14 protein-coding genes are annotated in these 17,126 nt (G+C 74.6%); 6 read left to right on the plus strand and 8 right to left on the minus strand.

Annotated elements, in window-relative coordinates; translation table 11 throughout:
• Nucleotides 1-125 precede the first annotated feature (125 nt).
• On the minus strand, nt 126-497 hold the full coding sequence (locus ACIP5W_RS17435) for a hypothetical protein (RefSeq protein WP_401473529.1): 372 nt from the start codon (nt 495-497) through the stop codon (nt 126-128).
• Nucleotides 494-2,206, minus strand: coding sequence for a cytochrome c oxidase subunit I (ctaD, locus tag ACIP5W_RS17440; RefSeq protein ID WP_401473532.1), 1,713 nt, complete (start codon nt 2,204-2,206; stop codon nt 494-496). Before ctaD ends, ACIP5W_RS17435 begins: the two co-directional genes overlap by 4 nt.
• A gap of 326 nt (nt 2,207-2,532) precedes the next feature.
• On the opposite strand from ctaD, the gene ACIP5W_RS17445 reads away from it, so the two are divergent.
• Nucleotides 2,533-3,606, plus strand: a complete 1,074-nt coding sequence (locus ACIP5W_RS17445; RefSeq protein WP_401473535.1) for an ABC transporter permease — start codon at nt 2,533-2,535, stop codon at nt 3,604-3,606.
• A 57-nt stretch (nt 3,607-3,663) separates the two neighbouring features.
• Here ACIP5W_RS17445 and ACIP5W_RS17450 read toward each other — a convergent pair whose 3' ends face one another.
• The 4 genes from ACIP5W_RS17450 to ACIP5W_RS17465 all read right to left on the minus strand — a co-directional run bounded on the left by ACIP5W_RS17450 (nt 3,664) and on the right by ACIP5W_RS17465 (nt 7,882).
• Nucleotides 3,664-4,104 carry an OsmC family protein gene (locus tag ACIP5W_RS17450; protein ID WP_401473538.1) on the minus strand — a complete coding sequence of 147 codons (441 nt, stop codon included), beginning with the start codon at nt 4,102-4,104 and terminating at the stop codon, nt 3,664-3,666.
• Between the two features lie 241 nt (nt 4,105-4,345).
• Nucleotides 4,346-4,972 carry a hypothetical protein gene (locus ACIP5W_RS17455; RefSeq protein ID WP_401473541.1) on the minus strand — a complete coding sequence of 209 codons (627 nt, stop codon included), beginning with the start codon at nt 4,970-4,972 and terminating at the stop codon, nt 4,346-4,348.
• 333 nt (nt 4,973-5,305) lie between these two features.
• Nucleotides 5,306-6,187, minus strand: a complete 882-nt coding sequence (locus tag ACIP5W_RS17460) for a YegS/Rv2252/BmrU family lipid kinase (protein ID WP_401473544.1) — start codon at nt 6,185-6,187, stop codon at nt 5,306-5,308.
• 96 nt (nt 6,188-6,283) lie between these two features.
• Nucleotides 6,284-7,882, minus strand: a complete 1,599-nt coding sequence (locus ACIP5W_RS17465) for an FAD-binding oxidoreductase (protein WP_401473547.1) — start codon at nt 7,880-7,882, stop codon at nt 6,284-6,286.
• 74 nt (nt 7,883-7,956) lie between these two features.
• Between ACIP5W_RS17465 and ACIP5W_RS17470 the strand changes: the two genes are divergently transcribed.
• A complete protein-coding gene (locus ACIP5W_RS17470) occupies nt 7,957-8,556 on the plus strand; it encodes a TetR/AcrR family transcriptional regulator (RefSeq protein WP_401473550.1) in 600 nt (199 codons plus the stop codon).
• Complete coding sequence (locus ACIP5W_RS17475; protein ID WP_401473553.1) at nt 8,553-10,139, plus strand: glycerol-3-phosphate dehydrogenase/oxidase; 1,587 nt, start codon at nt 8,553-8,555, stop codon at nt 10,137-10,139. Before ACIP5W_RS17470 ends, ACIP5W_RS17475 begins: the two co-directional genes overlap by 4 nt.
• A gap of 40 nt (nt 10,140-10,179) precedes the next feature.
• Here ACIP5W_RS17475 and ACIP5W_RS17480 read toward each other — a convergent pair whose 3' ends face one another.
• A complete protein-coding gene (locus ACIP5W_RS17480) occupies nt 10,180-13,098 on the minus strand; it encodes an ATP-binding protein (RefSeq protein ID WP_401473556.1) in 2,919 nt (972 codons plus the stop codon).
• Nucleotides 13,099-13,234: 136 nt separating this feature from the next.
• On the opposite strand from ACIP5W_RS17480, the gene ACIP5W_RS17485 reads away from it, so the two are divergent.
• The 3 genes from ACIP5W_RS17485 to ACIP5W_RS17495 all read left to right on the plus strand — a co-directional run bounded on the left by ACIP5W_RS17485 (nt 13,235) and on the right by ACIP5W_RS17495 (nt 14,987).
• Nucleotides 13,235-13,792 (plus strand): pyridoxamine 5'-phosphate oxidase family protein, encoded by a 558-nt coding sequence (locus ACIP5W_RS17485; protein WP_401473559.1) that lies wholly within the window; start codon nt 13,235-13,237, stop codon nt 13,790-13,792.
• Between the two features lie 115 nt (nt 13,793-13,907).
• Entirely contained in the window at nt 13,908-14,396 is a 489-nt protein-coding gene (locus tag ACIP5W_RS17490) for an iron chaperone (protein ID WP_401473562.1), read from the plus strand.
• Nucleotides 14,397-14,453: 57 nt separating this feature from the next.
• Nucleotides 14,454-14,987, plus strand: coding sequence for a GNAT family N-acetyltransferase (locus ACIP5W_RS17495; RefSeq protein WP_401473565.1), 534 nt, complete (start codon nt 14,454-14,456; stop codon nt 14,985-14,987).
• Between the two features lie 53 nt (nt 14,988-15,040).
• On the opposite strand, the gene ACIP5W_RS17500 is transcribed toward ACIP5W_RS17495, so the two are convergent.
• Nucleotides 15,041-17,026, minus strand: coding sequence for a SpoIIE family protein phosphatase (locus tag ACIP5W_RS17500; RefSeq protein WP_401473958.1), 1,986 nt, complete (start codon nt 17,024-17,026; stop codon nt 15,041-15,043).
• Between the last annotated feature and the right edge of the window lie 100 nt (nt 17,027-17,126).

The following is a 17,126-nucleotide window of genomic DNA, read 5'->3' on the forward strand; positions in this document are numbered from 1 at the left end:
GCGGCGCCCCGTCCGCCCCGGCCGTCCCGGCCGCCCGGCCCGTCAACGCCTGGTTCCGTGTCTGCGAACAGCACACCGGTGGCCTCTCGTCGGGACCGGGCCGGGGCTCGCTCCACGCGGAAGACCTAGCGGGCGAGCAGGACCACCGCCGTACTCACCGCGGCGGCGCAGGCGAGGACCGCCGACGCGAACGCGGCGTGGCGCTTGAGCAGGTCGCGGCGGAGGACGGCGTAGCGGCTCTCGTACTCGCGCCGGAGCCCGGCGGCCCGTCGGACCGTGTCCCGGAGCATCCGGCGGGTGAGCTCGGTGCGCTGCCGGACGTAGTGCCGGGTCAGGTCGTCGGCCTGGCCCGTGGTCAGCCAGGGCAGCCGGGCGCAGAGGTCCTCGGCCTCGCGGTGCGCCTGGTCGTGGTGGGCGCGGGCGAGGAGGTAGCCCTCGGCTTCGTCGGCCAGGGCGCTGTGCCGCCCGTCGGGTGCGGGGTGCCGACCGGCTGTCACCGCGGTTCGCCCTTGTGGCCCTCGGCGTCGACGGCATCTCGCTGACCGGCGTTGACCTCCTGCTCCAGCTGCGCGAGTTCGGGGTGGTGCAGGTCGAAGGCGGGGGATTCGGAGCGGATGCGCGGCAGGGTGACGAAGTTGTGGCGCGGCGGCGGGCAGGAGGTGGCCCATTCCAGTGAGCGGCCGTAGCCCCAGGGGTCGTCGACCTCGACCCGCTGCCCCTTCTGGGTGGTCCTCCAGACGTTGTAGAGGAACGGGAGCGTGGACAGGCCGAGCAGGAACGCGCCGATGGAGGAGACGGTGTTGAGAGCGGTGAAACCGTCCGCGGCGAGGTAGTCGGCGTACCGCCGGGGCATGCCTTCGGCGCCGAGCCAGTGCTGGACCAGGAACGTCATGTGGAAGCCGACGAACAGGGTCCAGAAGTGGACCTTCTCCAGTCGGGGTTCCAGCATCTTGCCGGTCATCTTCGGCCACCAGAAGCTGAAGCCCGCGAACATCGCGAAGACGATCGTGCCGAACAGGACGTAGTGGAAGTGGGCGACCACGAAGTAGCTGTCGGTGACGTGGAAGTCCATCGGCGGGGAGGCGAGCAGGACGCCGGTCAGGCCGCCGAAGAGGAAGGTGACCAGGAAGCCGGCCGCCCACAGCATCGGTGGTTCGAAGGAGATCGAGCCGTTCCACATGGTGCCGATCCAGTTGAAGAACTTCACCCCGGTCGGCACCGCGATCAGGAAGCTCATGAAGGAGAAGAACGGCAGCAGGACGGCCTGCGTGGCGAACATGTGGTGCGCCCAGACGCTCACGGACAGGCCGGTGATGGCGATGGTGGCGCCGACCAGACCCATGTAGCCGAAGATCGGCTTGCGGGAGAACACCGGGAGGATCTCGGTGACCACCCCGAAGAACGGCAGGGCCAGGATGTACACCTCGGGGTGGCCGAAGAACCAGAACAGGTGCTGCCACAGGACCGCCCCGCCGTTCTCCGGGTTGAAGATCTGCGCGCCGAACTTGCGGTCCGCCTCCAGGGCGAGCAGGGCCGCGGCCAGGACGGGGAAGGCGAGCAGGACCAGTACGGAGGTGAGCAGCACGTTCCAGGTGAAGATCGGCATGCGGAACATGGTCATGCCCGGTGCGCGCATGCAGAGGATCGTGGTGATGAAGTTGACCGAGCCGAGGATCGTTCCGAAGCCGCCCAGCGCGAGTCCCATGATCCACAGGTCGCCGCCCAGCTGGGTGGTGCGCTCACCACCGCTGAGGGGCGTGTAGGCGGTCCAGCCGAAGTCGGCGGCGCCGTCGGGAACGATGAAGCCGCTGATCGCGATCAGGCCGCCGAAGAGGAACAGCCAGTAGGCGAGCATGTTCAGCCGCGGGAAGGCGACGTCGGGGGCACCGATCTGCAAGGGCATGATGGCGTTCGCGAACCCGGCGAACGTCGGTGTGGCGAACAGCAGCAGCATGACCGTGCCGTGCATGGTGAACGCCTGGTTGTACTGCTCGTTCGACAGCATCTGCAGTCCCGGCCTGGCCAGTTCCGCCCTGATCGCCAGGGCCAGTGCTCCGCCGATCAGGAAGAAGCAGAACGACGTGATCAGGTAGAGGTGGCCGATCTTCTTGTGATCGGTCGTGGTCAGCCAGGTGACGATCACTCGGCCCCGGCTGCGGCGCGCCACCGCCGGCACGGGAGCAACAGGTTCGGTCTGGGTCGCCATCAGATCCCTCGGTCGACAGTGGGGCCCGGTGGACGAAGGGGCACCGGGAGTCCTGCCCGCCCGCCGAGCCGGGCGCTCGGGTGCGGCAGTGTGCGACCAGCCCAGCGGCGACCACGCCCGCCGTGCAGGCGCCACGCCCGGTGGCGCCCTCCTTTCAGCCGGACGGCGGACGAAACCCCCGCACCGGGCCGGGGGACGTCGCGGTCCGCGCCCGGTCCCGGCCGGGCGGCGGCCCGCGTTCCGCCGGCGGACGGGGCCGGCGCCGGGCCGTCCGAGGTGCCGGGCATCGACCGGTTACCGGGACATGGGCGGCTAACGTGACCCACATGCCCGAAACGCCACAAGACGACCGCGGTGAGCCGTCTCCGCCGCCGCGGGGGTGGGCCAGGTTCAAGGAGTCCCCGCTCCTGCCCGCGGCCGTGCTCGTGCTGATCCTGACGGCGGCCGCGGCCCTGTTCGCAGGTTCCTACACCTACTCCATGGCCGACCCGACCCCGCGCTCGATCCCGACCGCGCTGGTCGGCTCCCCCGATCAGCCCGAGGGCCGGCGCTTCCTCGACGGCATGGAGGAGGCCCTCAACACGGCGGTGAAGATCCACCCCTACGGCACGGCGGCCGAAGCCCGGACGGCGGTCGAGGAGCAGCGGGTCTTCGCGATCGTCGACGTGCGCAGGGGAGAGCGGGCCGTCGTGCTGGATCTCTCCGCGGCGTCCGGCGCGTCGGTCGCGGAGGTGCTGGCCGAGGCGGCGCCGGCGGTGGGCCGCCGGACGGGCGTCGCCGTCACCGTCCGGGACGTCAACCCCCTCCAGGAGGGAGACCCGCGGGGGCTGGCGATCTTCTACGTCTCCCTCGCAGCGGTGATCATCGGGTTCGTCGGCGCGATCCAGCTCAGCGTGCACGCACGGGCCCTCACACCGGCCGAGCGCATCGCCTGCACCGCTCTGTACGCGCTGCTGGGCGGGTTCGCCATCGCCGCGACGGTGGACTGGCTGCTGGGCGCGCTCGATCTGCCGTTCGTCGAGTCGTGGCTGATCCTGGCGCTCACGATGTTCACGAGCGGCATGGTCTTCACGATGTTCAACACGCTCGTGGGCCGCTGGGCGATGCTGCCGACCTGGGGGCTGATGGTCCTGCTGGGCAATCCGTCATCGGGCGGCGCGGTGTCGTGGCCGCTGCTGCCCTCCCCGCTGGGCCTGATCGGCCGGTGGCTCCCGCCCGGTGCGTCCGTCAACGCCCAGCACACGGCGGTGTACTTCGCGGGGCACCAGCACGCTTTCCCCTTCCTGGTGCTGGCAGGATGGGCCGTGGTGTCCTGCGGGGTCTTCTGGACCTGGCGCCACCGGCATCCGGGAGGCCGCGAGACCCGGCCGGAGGGCGGTGCCGACGCCGGGGCCGCGTGACCTCTGCTGCGGCCCCGGCGGGCCGGCGGCGTCCGCCTCGCCGGGGACCCCGTCCCGTCAGGCGTCCTCCACCGCGACCGTGACGGGCGTTCCGGCCTCCACGGTTCGGCTGACCGTGCAGAGCTTGTCGTGGGAGACCTTGACCGCTCGGGGGAGGATCGCGCGGGCACGGTCGCCGGCTTCGCCTTCGGGGAAGGCGACGGAGAAGCTGACGGAGAGGTCGGTCAGCCGGTTGCCGAGTTCGTCGCCGACCTTGTCGCCGGTCACGGTGACCGTGAACCGGGTCGGCTCGCTGTGGCGGGCGGTGGCCACGTCGACGTCGACGGCCGTGCAGCCCCCGAGCGCGGCGAGCAGCAGCTCGACCGGTGTGAAGTCGGTTTCGCCGCCGTCCGCGGAACCGGTGCCGAAATTGATCGTGCCGCCGCGCGGGTTGGTGGCGGTGAAGTGTCCGGTGCCGGTCCGTTCGACGGTGACGGAACGCAAGGTGTTCTCGGTCATGCAACGGACAGTAGTGGGCGTGCGCGTCGGAGGCGATCGCTGGGGGCGCAGCCGAGGCGCCCGGGCCGTTTCTCCGTGTCCTTCGTGGTTCTCCGTGGCCCTCCGTGGCTCTTTGTTGTTTTTTTGTCGTTCTTCGTGGTTCTTCGTGGCAGACCTCTGTGTCCGCTCCCCCGGCAACCGGCTGCCGTACGTTCCCCTCCGCTGACGGGGAGGCCCCTCCCCCGTTGCGTGTCCCGGGCGCTCAGTAGCGCTGGGCCTTGGCGATCTCCGCCGTCAGTTGCGGCTCGGGGGGCTTGCGGCTGACGGCGAGGGGCTGTGCCCGTCCGCCCGGCGCGAGGTCTTCGGCGCCGACGTAACGGGTTTCGACGACCTTCCCCTCGGGGTCGCGGAAGTCGACCTGGACGGCGTACGAGGCGGTGTCGCCGGATCGGTTGGTGATGTTCACGACGACGGCGAGCAGTCCGCCGGTCTGCGCCCGCGGCTTGCCGGTGAGGGAGACGTCGGCGGTGGCGTTGCCCCGGCCGTCGACGTCCTTCAGTTCCTTCTCCGCGGCGGCGCCGGCGCGGGCCGCCTCGGCGGAGACCGACGCCTCGAACTCCGAGGCACGGGCCGAGGCGGAGGAGGCGGCGGCGGAGACCGAGGCCTTCGCCGACTCCGCGAGCGACCGCAGGGCGGACGGCGCCGATCCGGTGAAGGAGGCGGTGGCGGGTGCCGAGGGCCGTACGCTCGCGGACGAGGTCGTGTCACCGCCGCCGCCGTCCGAACCGCACGCGGCGAGCGCCGTCATGCCGAGGACGGGGGCGAGCGCCATCGCCACGGCCGCCAGGGGCCCTCGTCGTGGCGCCGTCCGGCTCCGATGCGTGTCCATCCGTGCGGTCCTCCCGCGTCTCACCTCGCGTGGCCTCACGGCGGGGCGGCCGCACCCGGTGCGGCCGAGCCCGGTGCGCCGTACCGGCCACCGGCAGCGACCGCGGCGCCTTCCGCGCCCGTCCCGTGAGGTGGGGCCCGTGGCCCCCTACCGATGATCTGGGCGATGCGGCGGCCCAGCCACCCGGGACGGCCGGGCGGGCGGCCGGCCGGGTCCGCCGTCGTCCTGCCGGGCGTTCCGGCGTGCCCAGGTGCTCGACGCGGAGGCCCGTCACGCCCCGGCGCTGCGCCGCAGGCTGTCGGCTTCCGCCGGCGCACCACCCGCGGGCAGGACTCAGTGCAGTGCCCGCAGCGCGCCGGGGAGCACCGTGGCGGTGACCGGGAGTTCGGCGTCGACCTCGCCGTCGGCGCCGTAGGGGACGCCGCGGTCGGCTTCGATGCGGACCTGGGTGCCGCGCAGGACGTGCACCTCGGGGCGGCGGACGTGGGTGCCGGTCTTCAGTTCGTTCATCAGGGCGAAGAACAGGTGCCGGGGAGCGTGCCGGATCAGCACGATGTCGAGCAGGCCGTCGTCGATCCTGGCGTCGGGGGCGATGACGCGGCCCGAGCCGTAGAAGCCGGAGTTGGCCGCGACGACGGTGTAGCCGTGGTGTGCGTGCTCGACGCCGTCGACCGTGACGCGGTACCGAGCGGGGCGCCAGCCGGCCACCGCACGCAGTCCTCCGGCGTAGTAGGCGGCGGCGCCCCTGAGCAGTCCGGCGTGGTTGGCGTGGCGGTTGGCGAGCGCGTCGACCCCGGCGTAGACGCTGCCGAGGACGACTGTGCGGTCGTGGACCGCGGAGCGCACCTCGATGGTGTCGACGGGGCGCGGTTCGGCCTCCAGCAGGACGCGGGCCAGGGCCTCCGCCTCGGTGGGCAGTTCCAGCGCCCGGGCGAAGTCGTTGCCGCGCCCTGCCGGTATCAGGCCCAGGACCGCGTCGGTGCCGCTGAGGGCTCCGCCGATGGCGCCGGTGATGCCGTCGCCGCCGACCGCCAGCACGATCCGCCCGCGTTCCCCGGCGGTCCGGGCGAGTTCCTGGGCGTGTCGCAGGCTCTGGCTGTGGGCGGTCTCCAGGTCGGCGCCCGCCTCCCGCAGCAGCCTGGCCACCCCGAGGAGGGCTGCCGCGCCCGTGGCAGCGCCTGCGGTGGGGTTGACGACGGCCGTGAACTGTCGCATCGGGTGGGCCTCCGGGCGGTCGGCGGATGGACGCATGGGCGGATGGGCGGAGGGACGAGTGGAGCGGCCGGCGGTGGAGCGGGGTGCCGGGCCGGTTCAGTCTGCGGGAAGCAGGACGCCCGGGTTGAGGACTCCGGCCGGGTCGAGGCGTCGCTTGACGGCTCGCAGGGCGTCGACGGCCAGGTCGCCGGCCTCGCGTACGTACCAGTCCCGGTGGTCGGTGCCCACCCCGTGGTGGTGGGTGATGGTGCCGCCGGCGGCGAGGATCGCGTCGTTGGCCGCGTGCTTGGCGCGGGTCCAGTGGGCGAGGGGGTCGTCGCCCTGGGCGCTGACGACGGTGAAGTAGAGGGAGGCGCCGTTCTCGTAGACGTGCGAGACGTGGCACATGACCAGGGGCGGGGTGCCCGCCCCGGTGAGTGCCGTGGTCAGGGCGTCGCGGACGCCGGCGTACAGCTCCGGCAGGCGGGACCAGAACGCGGCGGTCTCCAGCGTCTCGGCGAAGGCGCCCGCGTCGAGCAGCGCGTCCCTGAGGTAGGGGGCGGAGTAGCGGCCGTGCGCCCAGCGGCGGCCGGGCTCCTCCCCCAGCGGCTCTGCGCCGGCCTCGCGCAGCACCGCGGTCGCCGCGGCGCGGCGGTGGGCGGTGTCCTCGTCGGTGCCCTCGAAGCCGACGACGGCCAGACAGCCGGCGTTCCCGTGCGGGGCGCCGGAGCCGATGGCGTCGGGCTGGGCCAGGCCGACGAGGGTCTCCGTCTCGTCGGACAGGCGCAGCACCGTCGGCCTGGGTCCGTCCTGGGCGAGCCTGCGCAGGGCGTCGGTGCCCTGCCGGAAGTCCGGGAAGCGCCAGCCGTCGTAGACGCGGGAGCGCGGGACGGGACGGACGCGGACGGTGACCGAGGTGATCACGCCGAACGCGCCCTCCGAGCCGAGCAGGAGCTGGCGCAGGTCGGGGCCGGCGGCGGAGCGTGGGGCGCGGCCGGTCTCGACGGTGCCCTCGGGGGTGGCGAGGGTGAGGCCGAGGACCATGTCGTCGAAGCGGCCGTGACCGGCGGAGGCCTGCCCGCTGGAGCGGGTGGCGGCGAAGCCGCCGATGGTGGCCCACTCGTAGGACTGGGGGAAGTGGCCGAGGGTGAAGCCGTGTCCGGCGAGCAGCGCCTCGGCGTGCGGGGCGCGCAGTCCGGCCTGGAGGGTGGCGGTCCGCGAGACGGGGTCGACGGCCAGGAGGCCGTTCATGCGGCGCAGGTCGAGGGAGACGAAGGCGCCGCGCCGGGCGGGGGCGAGCCCGCCGACGACCGAGGTGCCGCCGCCGAAGGGCACGGCCGCCAGCCCGTGGGCGGCGCAGGCCCGCAGCACGGCGAGGACCTCGTCGTGTCCGGCGGGGAGGACCACGGCCGCGGGGAGGTCGTCGACCTCGCCGGCGCGGATGCGCAGCAGGTCGGGGGTGGACTTGCCGCGGGTGTGCCGGATGCGGGCCTCGGCGTCGGTGCGGACGTGCTCGGGGTGTCCGCCGACGGCGGCCAGCAGGGCGTCGTACGCCTCGGCGTCGAGGGGTGCGGCGGGGACCGGGATCCGGTCGAGCGGCACCGGGGCGGCGGCGCGCGGCTCGACGCCGAGCAGGTCGTGCAGCAGCCCGACCACCGTGTCGGGCAGCGCCGTCGCCGCGGCGGGATCGCCCCAGCCGCTCCACAGCATGTCCATCGGTGTCGTCCTCCAGGTCGGCGGTACGGGAGGCCGTCTCGTCGCGCCCCCCGTGAGGCGTTACACTGTGACACATGACGCCTATTCGTCACAACCAGTCGGACGGGGACGCGGTGCTCGACGCGGTGCGCGACTGCGTCCTGGCCGTCGGAGTCCGCCGTACGACGCTCACCGACGTGGCCCGCCGGGCGGGAGTCTCCCGCATGACCCTCTACCGGCGCTGGCCCGACGTCCGCTCGCTGGTCGGCGACCTCATGACCCGGGAATGGATCGGAGTCGCCACCGGCGCCATGCCCGAGCGGCGCCCGGACACCGACGCCCGGACCCTCCTCGTCGACGGCCTGGTGGCCGGGGTGGCCGCCTTCCGCGGCCATCCGCTGTTCCGCAAGATCGTCGACGTGGATCCCGAACTCCTCCTGCCCTACGTCCTCGACCGGCGCGGAGCGAGCCAGGAAGCCCTGCTGGAACTGCTCGCCGCCGGAGTGCGCGAGGGCCACGCGGACGGCTCGGTGCGGCCCGGCCATCCAGGGCGGCAGGCCCGCTGCCTGCTGCTCGTCGTCCAGTCGTTCACGCTGTCCCTGCGGACCATGACCGACGAGGACGACCCGGACCTCGACTCCGCGGCCTTCCTCGGGGAGCTGCGGACCCTTCTGGAGAGGACCCTCACGCCATGAGCCGCACCAGCAGCCCCGTCCCGCCCCGCGGCGCCTCCTCCCTGTCGGCCGCCCGCCGCGCACGGGAACTCGCCGAGGCCGTGGGCGGGCCGGCCGTGGACGTCCTGGTCGTCGGTCTGGGCGCGACGGGTGCCGGAGCCGCCCTCGACGCGGCCGCCCGGGGCCTGACGGTCGCCGCCGTCGACGCCCACGACCTCGCCTTCGGCACCTCCCGCTGGAGTTCGAAGCTCATCCACGGCGGCCTGCGCTATCTCGCCTCCGCGCAGTTCGACGTCGCCCACGAGAGCGCGGTGGAGCGCGGGCTGCTCATGGAGCGCACCGCGCCGCACCTGGTGCACGCCGAACCCTTCGTCCTGCCGCTCACCCCGCTGGTCCCGCGCGGCCAGGCGGCCCTGGCCTGGGCGGGCTTCCGCGCCGGGGACGCCCTGCGGCTCACCGCCCGCACCGCACGGGCCACGCTGCCGGCGCCCCGCCGCCTCTCGGCGACGGAGGCCCGCCGCCTCGCCCCGGCCGTCCGTCCCGAAGGACTCCGCGGCGGCCTGCTGTCCTGGGACGGCAAGGTCACCGACGACGCCCGCCTGGTCACCGCCCTCGCCCGGACGGCCGCCGCCCACGGCGCCCGCGTCCTCACCCGGGTCCGGGCACTGCGGCTCACCGGCCGCGGAGCCGTGGTCCGCGACGAACTGACCGGCGAGGAGGGCGAGATCAGGGCCCGCACGGTCGTCAACGCCTCCGGCGTCTGGGCCGGCCGACTGGTCGAGGGCATCCGGATACGGCCCTCCCGGGGCACCCACCTCGTCCTGCGCTCCGAGCGCCTCGGCGCCCTCCCCGCAGGACTGCACGTCCCGGTCCCGGGCGAGACGAACCGCTTCGTCCTGGTCCTCCCACAGGGCGACGGCCGCGTCTACGTCGGGCTCACGGACGAACCCGTCGACGGCGACCTGCCCGACGTCCCGGCCGCCCCCGAGTCGGACATCGGCTTCCTCCTGGACGTCCTCGGCTGCGTGCTCGACACCCCCGTGCACCGCCGCGACGTGGTCGGCGCCTTCGCCGGGCTGCGCCCGCTGCTGGACTCGGCGGACACCGGCCGCACCGCGGACATCTCCCGACGGCACGCGGTCGTCGACGGGGGCGACGGCGTCGTCACGGTGGTCGGCGGCAAGCTCACCACCTACCGGCGGATGGCCCAGGACGCCGTCGACGCCGCCGTCGCCTCGGGCCGCCTCACCGCCGCCCCCTGCCGCACGGCCCGCCTCCCCCTCGTCGGCGCGGCGTCCCCGCGGACGCTGCGCACCCTCGCCGCTCCCCGCCGCCTCGTCCGGCGCTACGGCACGGAGGCCCCGGCCGTCCAGGCCCTCGCCGCCGCCCACCCGCACCTCGCCGAGCCCGTCCTCGCGGGCCATCCCGTCACCGGCGCGGAACTGGTGTGGGCACTGCACCACGAAGGCGCCCTCGACGAGGCCGACCTCCTCGACCGCCGCACCCGCGTCGGCCTGGTACCGGACGACCGCGACCGGGCCCTGCCCGCCGTACGCCGCCTGCTCGACGAGACCCGGGACCGGCCGCGCCCGGGTCTGTCGTGACCCTCGCCGACAAGGACGGCGGGGCCTGACGTGCGGGGTCTCAGCAGTCCGTGAGGCCGAGGGCGGCGAGGGCGCGCCTGCCGTCCTCCCGGTGGCCGGGGCCGGCCAGCAGCAGCGTGCGTGCCGACTGGTAGGGGCAGCCCGCCGCCTCGAAGGCCGCCGCGGCGGCGAGCTGGCGTACCGGGTCGCCGTCCAGCAGCGCCTGGGCCCGGTCCAGCTGGGCGGTGGCGACCGGGTTGCCGGCGACCGTGCCGCGGGCGGCGGCGACCCGGTCACGGGCGTCCGGGTGCCCGGCGAGCACCGAGGCCTCCGCCCGCAGGGCGACGTACCAGTGCAGCCAGATCCAGGAGACCCACTTCCACACCTGGTCCGGCTCCGGTGCGACCCGCTCCAGGGCCTGGTCCGGGTCGCCGTGGTGGAGCAGGACCATCGCGTCGAAGACCGCGCCGTAGCCGTGGCGGTGCTCCGACGCGGTACCCGCCCGGTCGACGATGCCGAGCCAGGCCGCCCGGGCGTCGTGGTCGCCCCGCAGGCCGTGCACCATGGCGACCGACGCGGCGGCCGGGCCGAGCGAGAACGACCGTTGCCGGCCGCTGCGCCGCCACGCGTCGAGGAACCCCGCACTGCCGGTGAGCACGTCGTCGGCGCGGCCCGCGAACGCGTCCGCGATCAGGAGCCAGGACGTGGCGTGGTGGCCCACCTCGGCGAACAGCGGGTGGGCGGCGAGCTGCCCGCCCCACCGGCGGGCCCGCGGCAGGTCCCCCACGCCGAGGGCGGTGCCGGCGGCCATGGCGAGGGCGTCCATCCGCTCGTGGGTGGCGGCAGGGGTGTGCGGCACCGGCTCCAGGACGGCGATCCGGCGCCGGGCGGCAGCCGCGGCGCCGAAGGAGTCACCGGCCCAGGTCAGGGCGCCGGACAGGGCGTCGAGCGCGGCGGACTCGGCCACCGGATCGCCCGCCCGCCGCGCGAGTTCCACGGCCCGCTTCGCGCGCCCGACGGTCTCGTGCGCGGTGTTGTCGGTGTCCCCCTGGACCGCGCCGAAGGCATCCGCGAGCACCGCCGCCTCGGCCAGCGCCAGCGCCGCCCCGACCGCGGGGGCGCCGTCGCCGTGACCCACACCCACACCCTCGCCCACGCCCTCGCCGGACAGTTCCCGCGCGGTCCCCGGCACGGCCATCGCCTCGGCCGTCGGATCGCCGTCGCCGTCACCTCCGCCGTGGTCCTCGCCCTCGCCGGACAGTTCCCGCGCCGTCCCCAGCATGGCCCTCGCCTCGGCCGCGGTGGGGACCCGGGTGAACTCGCTCGAGAAGCGGTAGGCGACGGTGGCGGCCGTCGCCAGGTCGCGGCCGGCGCCCGGGCGGTCGCCGGCCCGCCGGGCGGCCTCCGCGGCGCCGCGGTGCAGGCGGAGCATGTCGTCGCCGAGCCTGCGGCAGCCGGCCACCGCGGCGGCCTCCCGCAGCGCCTCGGCACCGGCCGCGTCATCGGCGAGGGCGGCCGCCAGTTCGTAGCACTGCTGGGCCTCGCCGAGCAGGTGGTGGGCGAAGGCCAGCCCGCCCATGGCGAGGGCGAGACGATGCGCGTCCGTGCACTGCTCCGGCCGGTCGGCGGCCCAGGCGAGGGCGGCTCTGATGTCCTCGGCCAGGGCGTCGAACCGGGCGCGCCGGCCGGTGCCCCCGTCCTCCGCCGCGGTGAGGGCGGTCGCGCCGGCCAGGCACCGGGCCAGGTGACGGGCGCGGACGTCGGTCAGCTCGCCGGCGTCGGCGAGCCGCTCCGTGCCGTACTGGCGGATGGTCTCCAGCGCCTGGTACCGGGTGCCGGTCGCGGTGGGCGTCGCGGTGAGCAGGCTCTGCTCCGCGAGCCTGCCGAGTCCGTCGGCCACCGCGGCCGGGTCCAGCGGGGCGAAGGCCGCCACCTCGACGGCCGCGTCGGCGGTGAACGCCGTCGCGAACACCGAGACACGGCGCAGCAGTGCCCGGTCCCGCGGCTCCAGCAGGTCGTGGCTCCAGTCCAGTGCCGCCCGCACCGACCGGTGCCGGTCGTCCGCGCGGGGCCCGCCCGCGAGGATCCGCAGCTGGTCGGAGAGGCCGGCCGTGAGTCCGTCCAGTCCCAGCGTGGGCCAACGCGCCGCGGCCAGTTCGATGGCGAGCGCCATGCCGTCGAGCCGTTCGCACAGGCCCGCGATCCGCTCGCGCTCGGCGGGGCCCGGGGGCCGGCCGACGGCCGCCGCCCGTTCCATGAACAGGGTCACGGCCTCCGACTCGTCCCCGTCGGCCCAGGACAGCGGCGGGACCGGGAAGACCTGTTCGAACGGCACCATCATCCGGGCCCGGCTCGTCGCCAGCACCCGCAACCGGGGGCAGGCCACCAGCAGGCGTTCCAGGAACGGCGCCACCCCGTCGCGTACCTGCTCGCAGTTGTCGAGCACGAGCAGCGCCTGACGGTCCGCCAGCGCCGCCAGGACCGCCTCGTCGATGCCCCGGCCGGGCTGCTCGCCGACCCCGACGGCCGCCGCGACCGCCGCCCCGACCCGGCCCGGATCGACGACCGGGGCCAGGTCGACGAACCACACCCCGTCGGCGAAGTCACCGGCCGTCTCCGCCGCCACCACGAGCGCGAGCCGGGTCTTGCCCACGCCGCCCGGACCGACCGCGGTCACCTGGCGGCGGGACTTCAGCGCCTCGGCCAGCTCCGCCCGCTCCCGGACCCGGCCGACGAACGCCGTCAGCGGCACGGGGAGGACGGGGGCCGGCCGCGGCCGTTCGGCACGGGCGAGTTCGGCGGCACGCCTGGCGAGCGCCCGCCGGTCGGGCACCTCCAGCTTGCGCAGCAGCGCGGAGACGTGTGACTCGACCGTCCGGACGGAGATGAACAGGCGGGCGGAGATCTCCGCGTTGCTGAGGTGCTCCCCGAGCAGCGCGAGCACTTCGCCCTCCCGGGCCGAGATCACTGAGGCGGACACGGGGTCATTATCCGTGGTGATCTCCGTGGCCGGCACGGAGGCGGGGACCGCCCCGGCGGGGAGAGGGTGTGACCACGGCGATCGAGCCCGGCAGGCCAGGCCGGGCGGATCATGACCCGCGACTTTGGGAGTGACCATGACCGGCTCGGCCACCCGCGCCTCGAGGACCGCCGCGCACCCCACCGACCCGGACGGCGACGTCCCCGGTCGGGTCCCGGACGGCACGGCTGCCGGTCCGCGCCCCCGTGCCCGGCGCCGCCGTGACACCGCGCACCGGCTCACCCACGACGTCGACGTCTGGGTGGCCACGGCCTCGGCGGACGGCGTGCCGTACCTGGTGCCGCTGTCCTTCGACTGGGACGGCGAGACGTTGCTGCTCGCCACCGCGGCCGGCGGCCGGACCGGCCGGAACCTGGCCGCCGCCGGGACCGTTCGCCTGGGGCTGGGCCCCACCCGGGACGTGTCGATGATCGACGGTGACGTCGAGGTGCTGGACATCGACGCGCTGCCGCGGGAGCGGGGTGACCGGTTCGCCGCCCGCACCGGCTTCGACCCGCGCACGCCGGACCCGGCCGGCACGCCGTACCGCTGGTTCCGTGTCACCCCGCGCCGCGTCCAGGCCTGGCGCGAGGCGGACGAACTGACGGGACGCGAGCTGATGCGCGACGGCAGGTGGCTGGACCAGGACGTCTGACGGTTCCCGCCAAACGTCGCGCGCCTGACGCGAATCGTCGGACACGCCCCGGCCGCCGAAGAGTTCACGACAGACCGCACTTCACGGATCACATCCACCAGGAAAGGCACCCGCCATGACCAGCACGCACAAGCCCGCGCCGAAGTCCGCGCGGAGGACCGGCACGCCCGCGCAGAGCTTCGAGGGGTTCTCCGCCGAGGAACGCGAGGCGATGAAGGACCACGCCGCGGAGCTGAAGGCGGCCGCGCGCCGCAGCCCGCGCTCGGCCAAGGCGGACGGGGAGGGCGACGTCCGCGCGAAGATCGCCGGGATGGAGGACGCCGACCGGGTCCTCGCCGAGCGGCTCCACGAGATCGTCCGGACCACCGCGCCGCACCTGACGCCGAAGCTGTGGTACGGCATGCCCGCGTACGCCCGCGACGGCAAGGTCGTCTGCTTCTTCCAGAGCGCGCAGAAGTTCAAGTCCCGGTACGCCACGCTCGGCTTCAGCGACCAGGCGCACCTCGACGACGGCACCCTGTGGCCCACCTCCTACGCCCTGACGGCACTGACCGCCGACACGGAGGCGCGGATCGTCGCGCTCGTCGAGAGGGCGGCCGGCTGAGACCGCCCGCACCCCGCTGATTACCGGTACGGGCCGTGGCTTCGGCAGGATGGCCCCATGACCGAGATCCGCACCCCCCGCCTCCTCCTCCGTCGCTGGCACGACGACGACCTGGTCCCCATGGCCGAGATCAACGCGGACCCACAGGTGATGCGGTGGGTCGACGACGGCTCGGTGCTCGACCTGGACCGGACCGCGGAGGCCATCGAGCGGTGGGAGGAGGAGTGGGACGAGGAGGGCTTCGGCCTCTTCGCGGTCGAGTTGCTGGCCTCGGGCGAGCTGGCCGGCTTCACGGGGCTGTACGTGCCCGAGTCCCTGCCGGAGCTGGCCTCCGAGGTGGCGATCGGCTGGCGGCTCGGTGCACCGTTCTGGGGCCAGGGGTACGCGTCCGAGGCCGCGCAGGCCACGCTGGAGTTCGCGCTCCAGGACCGGGGTCTGGACCGGGTCGTCGGCATCTGCCGGGTGGGGGACGAGGCCTCGGAGAACGTCATCCGCAAGCTCGGGATGGTGCCGGAGCGGGTGACGACCCACCCGGTCCACGACGTCCCGCTGGCCGTGCACGCCATCGACCTCACCGAGTACCAGGGCTGAACGCGGAGTACCAGGGCTGAACGCGCGGGCGGCGGACCGCGGGGCCCGGCCGGTCACTGCGGGCGGGCCATGAGGACGGCGACGTCGTCCTGTGCGGGGTGCGGCAGCATCCGTGCGAGGACGTCGTCGCAGAGTTCCGCCAGTGAGGTCGCGGGCGCCCGCAGTGCGCGGGCGAGCCGGTCGAGGCCCTGGTCGAAGTCCCGGCCGCGGGCTTCGACGAGACCGTCGGTGTACAGGACCAGCAGGCCGCCCGGCGGCAGCGGGACCTCCTCCGTGCGGAACTCGTGCCCGCCGGTTCCCAGCGGGGTGCCCGGCGGGCCGTCGAGGAAGGTGACCGACCCGTCGGGCGCGATGACGGCCGGCGGCGGGTGGCCGGCCCGGGCGACCAGGCATCCGCCGGACGCGGGATCGTGGACGGCGTAGACGCAGGTCGCCATCTCGTCCTCGCCCATGTCGGCCACGACGGCGTCCAGGGAGCGGAGCATGCGGGCCGGATGGACGTCGTGCCGGGCGAGGGCGCGCACCGCCGTGCGGAGCTGGCCCATGACGGCCGCCGCGTGGATGCCGTGGCCCATGACGTCCCCGATGACCAGTCCGGTCCTGCCGTCGGGGAGCGCGATGACGTCGAACCAGTCGCCGCCGACGTCGTGTTCGCTGGCCGGCAGGTAACGGCCGGTGAGTTCGAGGCCGGGGACGACGGGCAGCGCACTGTTGGTCAGGCTGCGCCGCAGGGTGAGGGCCGCCGCGCGCTGCCGGGTGTACATCAGGGCGTTGTCGATGTTCAGGGCGGCGCGCGCGGCCAGTTCGTCGATGAGCACGCAGTCCTGCTCGTCGAAGGGTTCGCGGGTGCGGAGCCGGGTCACGACGACCGCGCCGAGCACCTTGCCGCGGGCGACCAGGGGCACCATCCGCGCGGAGCCGAGGCTCATCAGGTACGCGCGCAGGTGGTCGGAGCGGGGGTCGGTGACGAGGGCCGGGACGTCGGAGCGGTAGAGGTTCGTGGCACGCCCCTCGGTGATGACCCTCTCGTACAGCGAGCCGCGCGGGATCCGGGACGTCATGCCCGGCAGGAGCTTCGCCGTGGGGGCGGAGGGGTCGGGGAAGTGGGCGGCCATGCGCCGGACCACGCCGTGGGTGGAGGCGGCGGACTCGTCGGGCTGCAGGACCTCCTCGAGGAGCTGCACGTCGGCGGAGTCGGCAAGCTGGGGCACCAGCATCTGCACGATCTCCTCGGCGGTCTGCCGCAGGTCCAGGGTGGTGCCGATGCGGGTGCCCGCCTCCGCCAGCAGGGCGAAGCGGCGTCTGGCCCGCTCGGCGTCGGCCTCGGCGCGCTGGCTCTCCGTGATGTCGATGAGGGAGGCGATCAGGCCGAGGGTCCGGCCGGCGCCGTCGACGAGGGGGGCGTAGGAACAGGACCAGGTCCGGTCGTGGTGGGGGTCGGAGGCGGTGCGTCCGGTGCGGCGGACGTCGACGACGGCGGTGCCCCGGTCCAGGACCTGGCGCATCGTCGATTCCAGGGCGGCGGCGTTGACGTCGGGCACCACCTCGGACAGGCGTTTGCCCAGGTGCTCGGCGGCGGAGCGGCCGTTCATCCGGGCGAGCGCGTCGTTGACCCGCAGGAAGCGCAGGTCGGTGCCGAGGGTGGCCAGGCCGATGGGCGACTGGCGGAAGAGGCTCTCCAGGGCGGCCAGTGAGTCCCGCATGCGCAGGACCTGGGAGGTCTCCACGGCGATGAGCAGGGCGCCGGGCCGCCCGAGCGGGTCGGCGGCCGGGACGATCCACATCTCCATCGTCACCTGGTGGCCGTCGCGGTGGCGCACCCACAGGGTTCCGACGACGGTCTCCCCGGCGTGCACCCGGCGGGTCAGCTGGTCGGCGAGTTCACCGTTGCCCTCGGGGACGAGCAGGGCCGAGGCGGGACGGTCGAGCACGTCCTCGGGCCGGTAGCCGAGGAGGTCCTGGGCGGCCAGCGACCACTCCACGACGCGTCCGTCGGCGTCCTCCCGCCAGAGCGCGATCGGCAGCAGTTCGCGCAGCACACCCGCGTACCCGACAGCCGTGGAGGGCTGTTCCGGCACCGGTCCCGCCGTCTGGTGAGCATCCACCGCACGTCCTGACCACCAGGCAACATTTCCTATG

This window comes from Streptomyces sp. NPDC088766 (assembly GCF_044750845.1).
In the GTDB taxonomy this organism is placed as follows: domain Bacteria; phylum Actinomycetota; class Actinomycetes; order Streptomycetales; family Streptomycetaceae; genus Streptomyces.

What these genes read in the sequence shown, in the direction of transcription:
- ACIP5W_RS17445 (WP_401473535.1), top strand. Translation starts at nt 2,533, where the DNA reads ATGCCCGAAACGCCACAAGACGACCGCGGTGAGCCGTCTCCGCCGCCG.
- ACIP5W_RS17495 (WP_401473565.1), top strand. Translation starts at nt 14,454, where the DNA reads ATGACCGAGATCCGCACCCCCCGCCTCCTCCTCCGTCGCTGGCACGAC.
- ACIP5W_RS17490 (WP_401473562.1), top strand. Translation starts at nt 13,908, where the DNA reads ATGACCAGCACGCACAAGCCCGCGCCGAAGTCCGCGCGGAGGACCGGC.
- ctaD (WP_401473532.1), bottom strand. Translation starts at nt 2,206, where the DNA reads ATGGCGACCCAGACCGAACCTGTTGCTCCCGTGCCGGCGGTGGCGCGC.
- ACIP5W_RS17475 (WP_401473553.1), top strand. Translation starts at nt 8,553, where the DNA reads ATGAGCCGCACCAGCAGCCCCGTCCCGCCCCGCGGCGCCTCCTCCCTG.
- ACIP5W_RS17460 (WP_401473544.1), bottom strand. Translation starts at nt 6,187, where the DNA reads ATGCGACAGTTCACGGCCGTCGTCAACCCCACCGCAGGCGCTGCCACG.
- ACIP5W_RS17485 (WP_401473559.1), top strand. Translation starts at nt 13,235, where the DNA reads ATGACCGGCTCGGCCACCCGCGCCTCGAGGACCGCCGCGCACCCCACC.
- ACIP5W_RS17465 (WP_401473547.1), bottom strand. Translation starts at nt 7,882, where the DNA reads ATGGACATGCTGTGGAGCGGCTGGGGCGATCCCGCCGCGGCGACGGCG.
- ACIP5W_RS17450 (WP_401473538.1), bottom strand. Translation starts at nt 4,104, where the DNA reads ATGACCGAGAACACCTTGCGTTCCGTCACCGTCGAACGGACCGGCACC.
- ACIP5W_RS17455 (WP_401473541.1), bottom strand. Translation starts at nt 4,972, where the DNA reads ATGGACACGCATCGGAGCCGGACGGCGCCACGACGAGGGCCCCTGGCG.
- ACIP5W_RS17470 (WP_401473550.1), top strand. Translation starts at nt 7,957, where the DNA reads ATGACGCCTATTCGTCACAACCAGTCGGACGGGGACGCGGTGCTCGAC.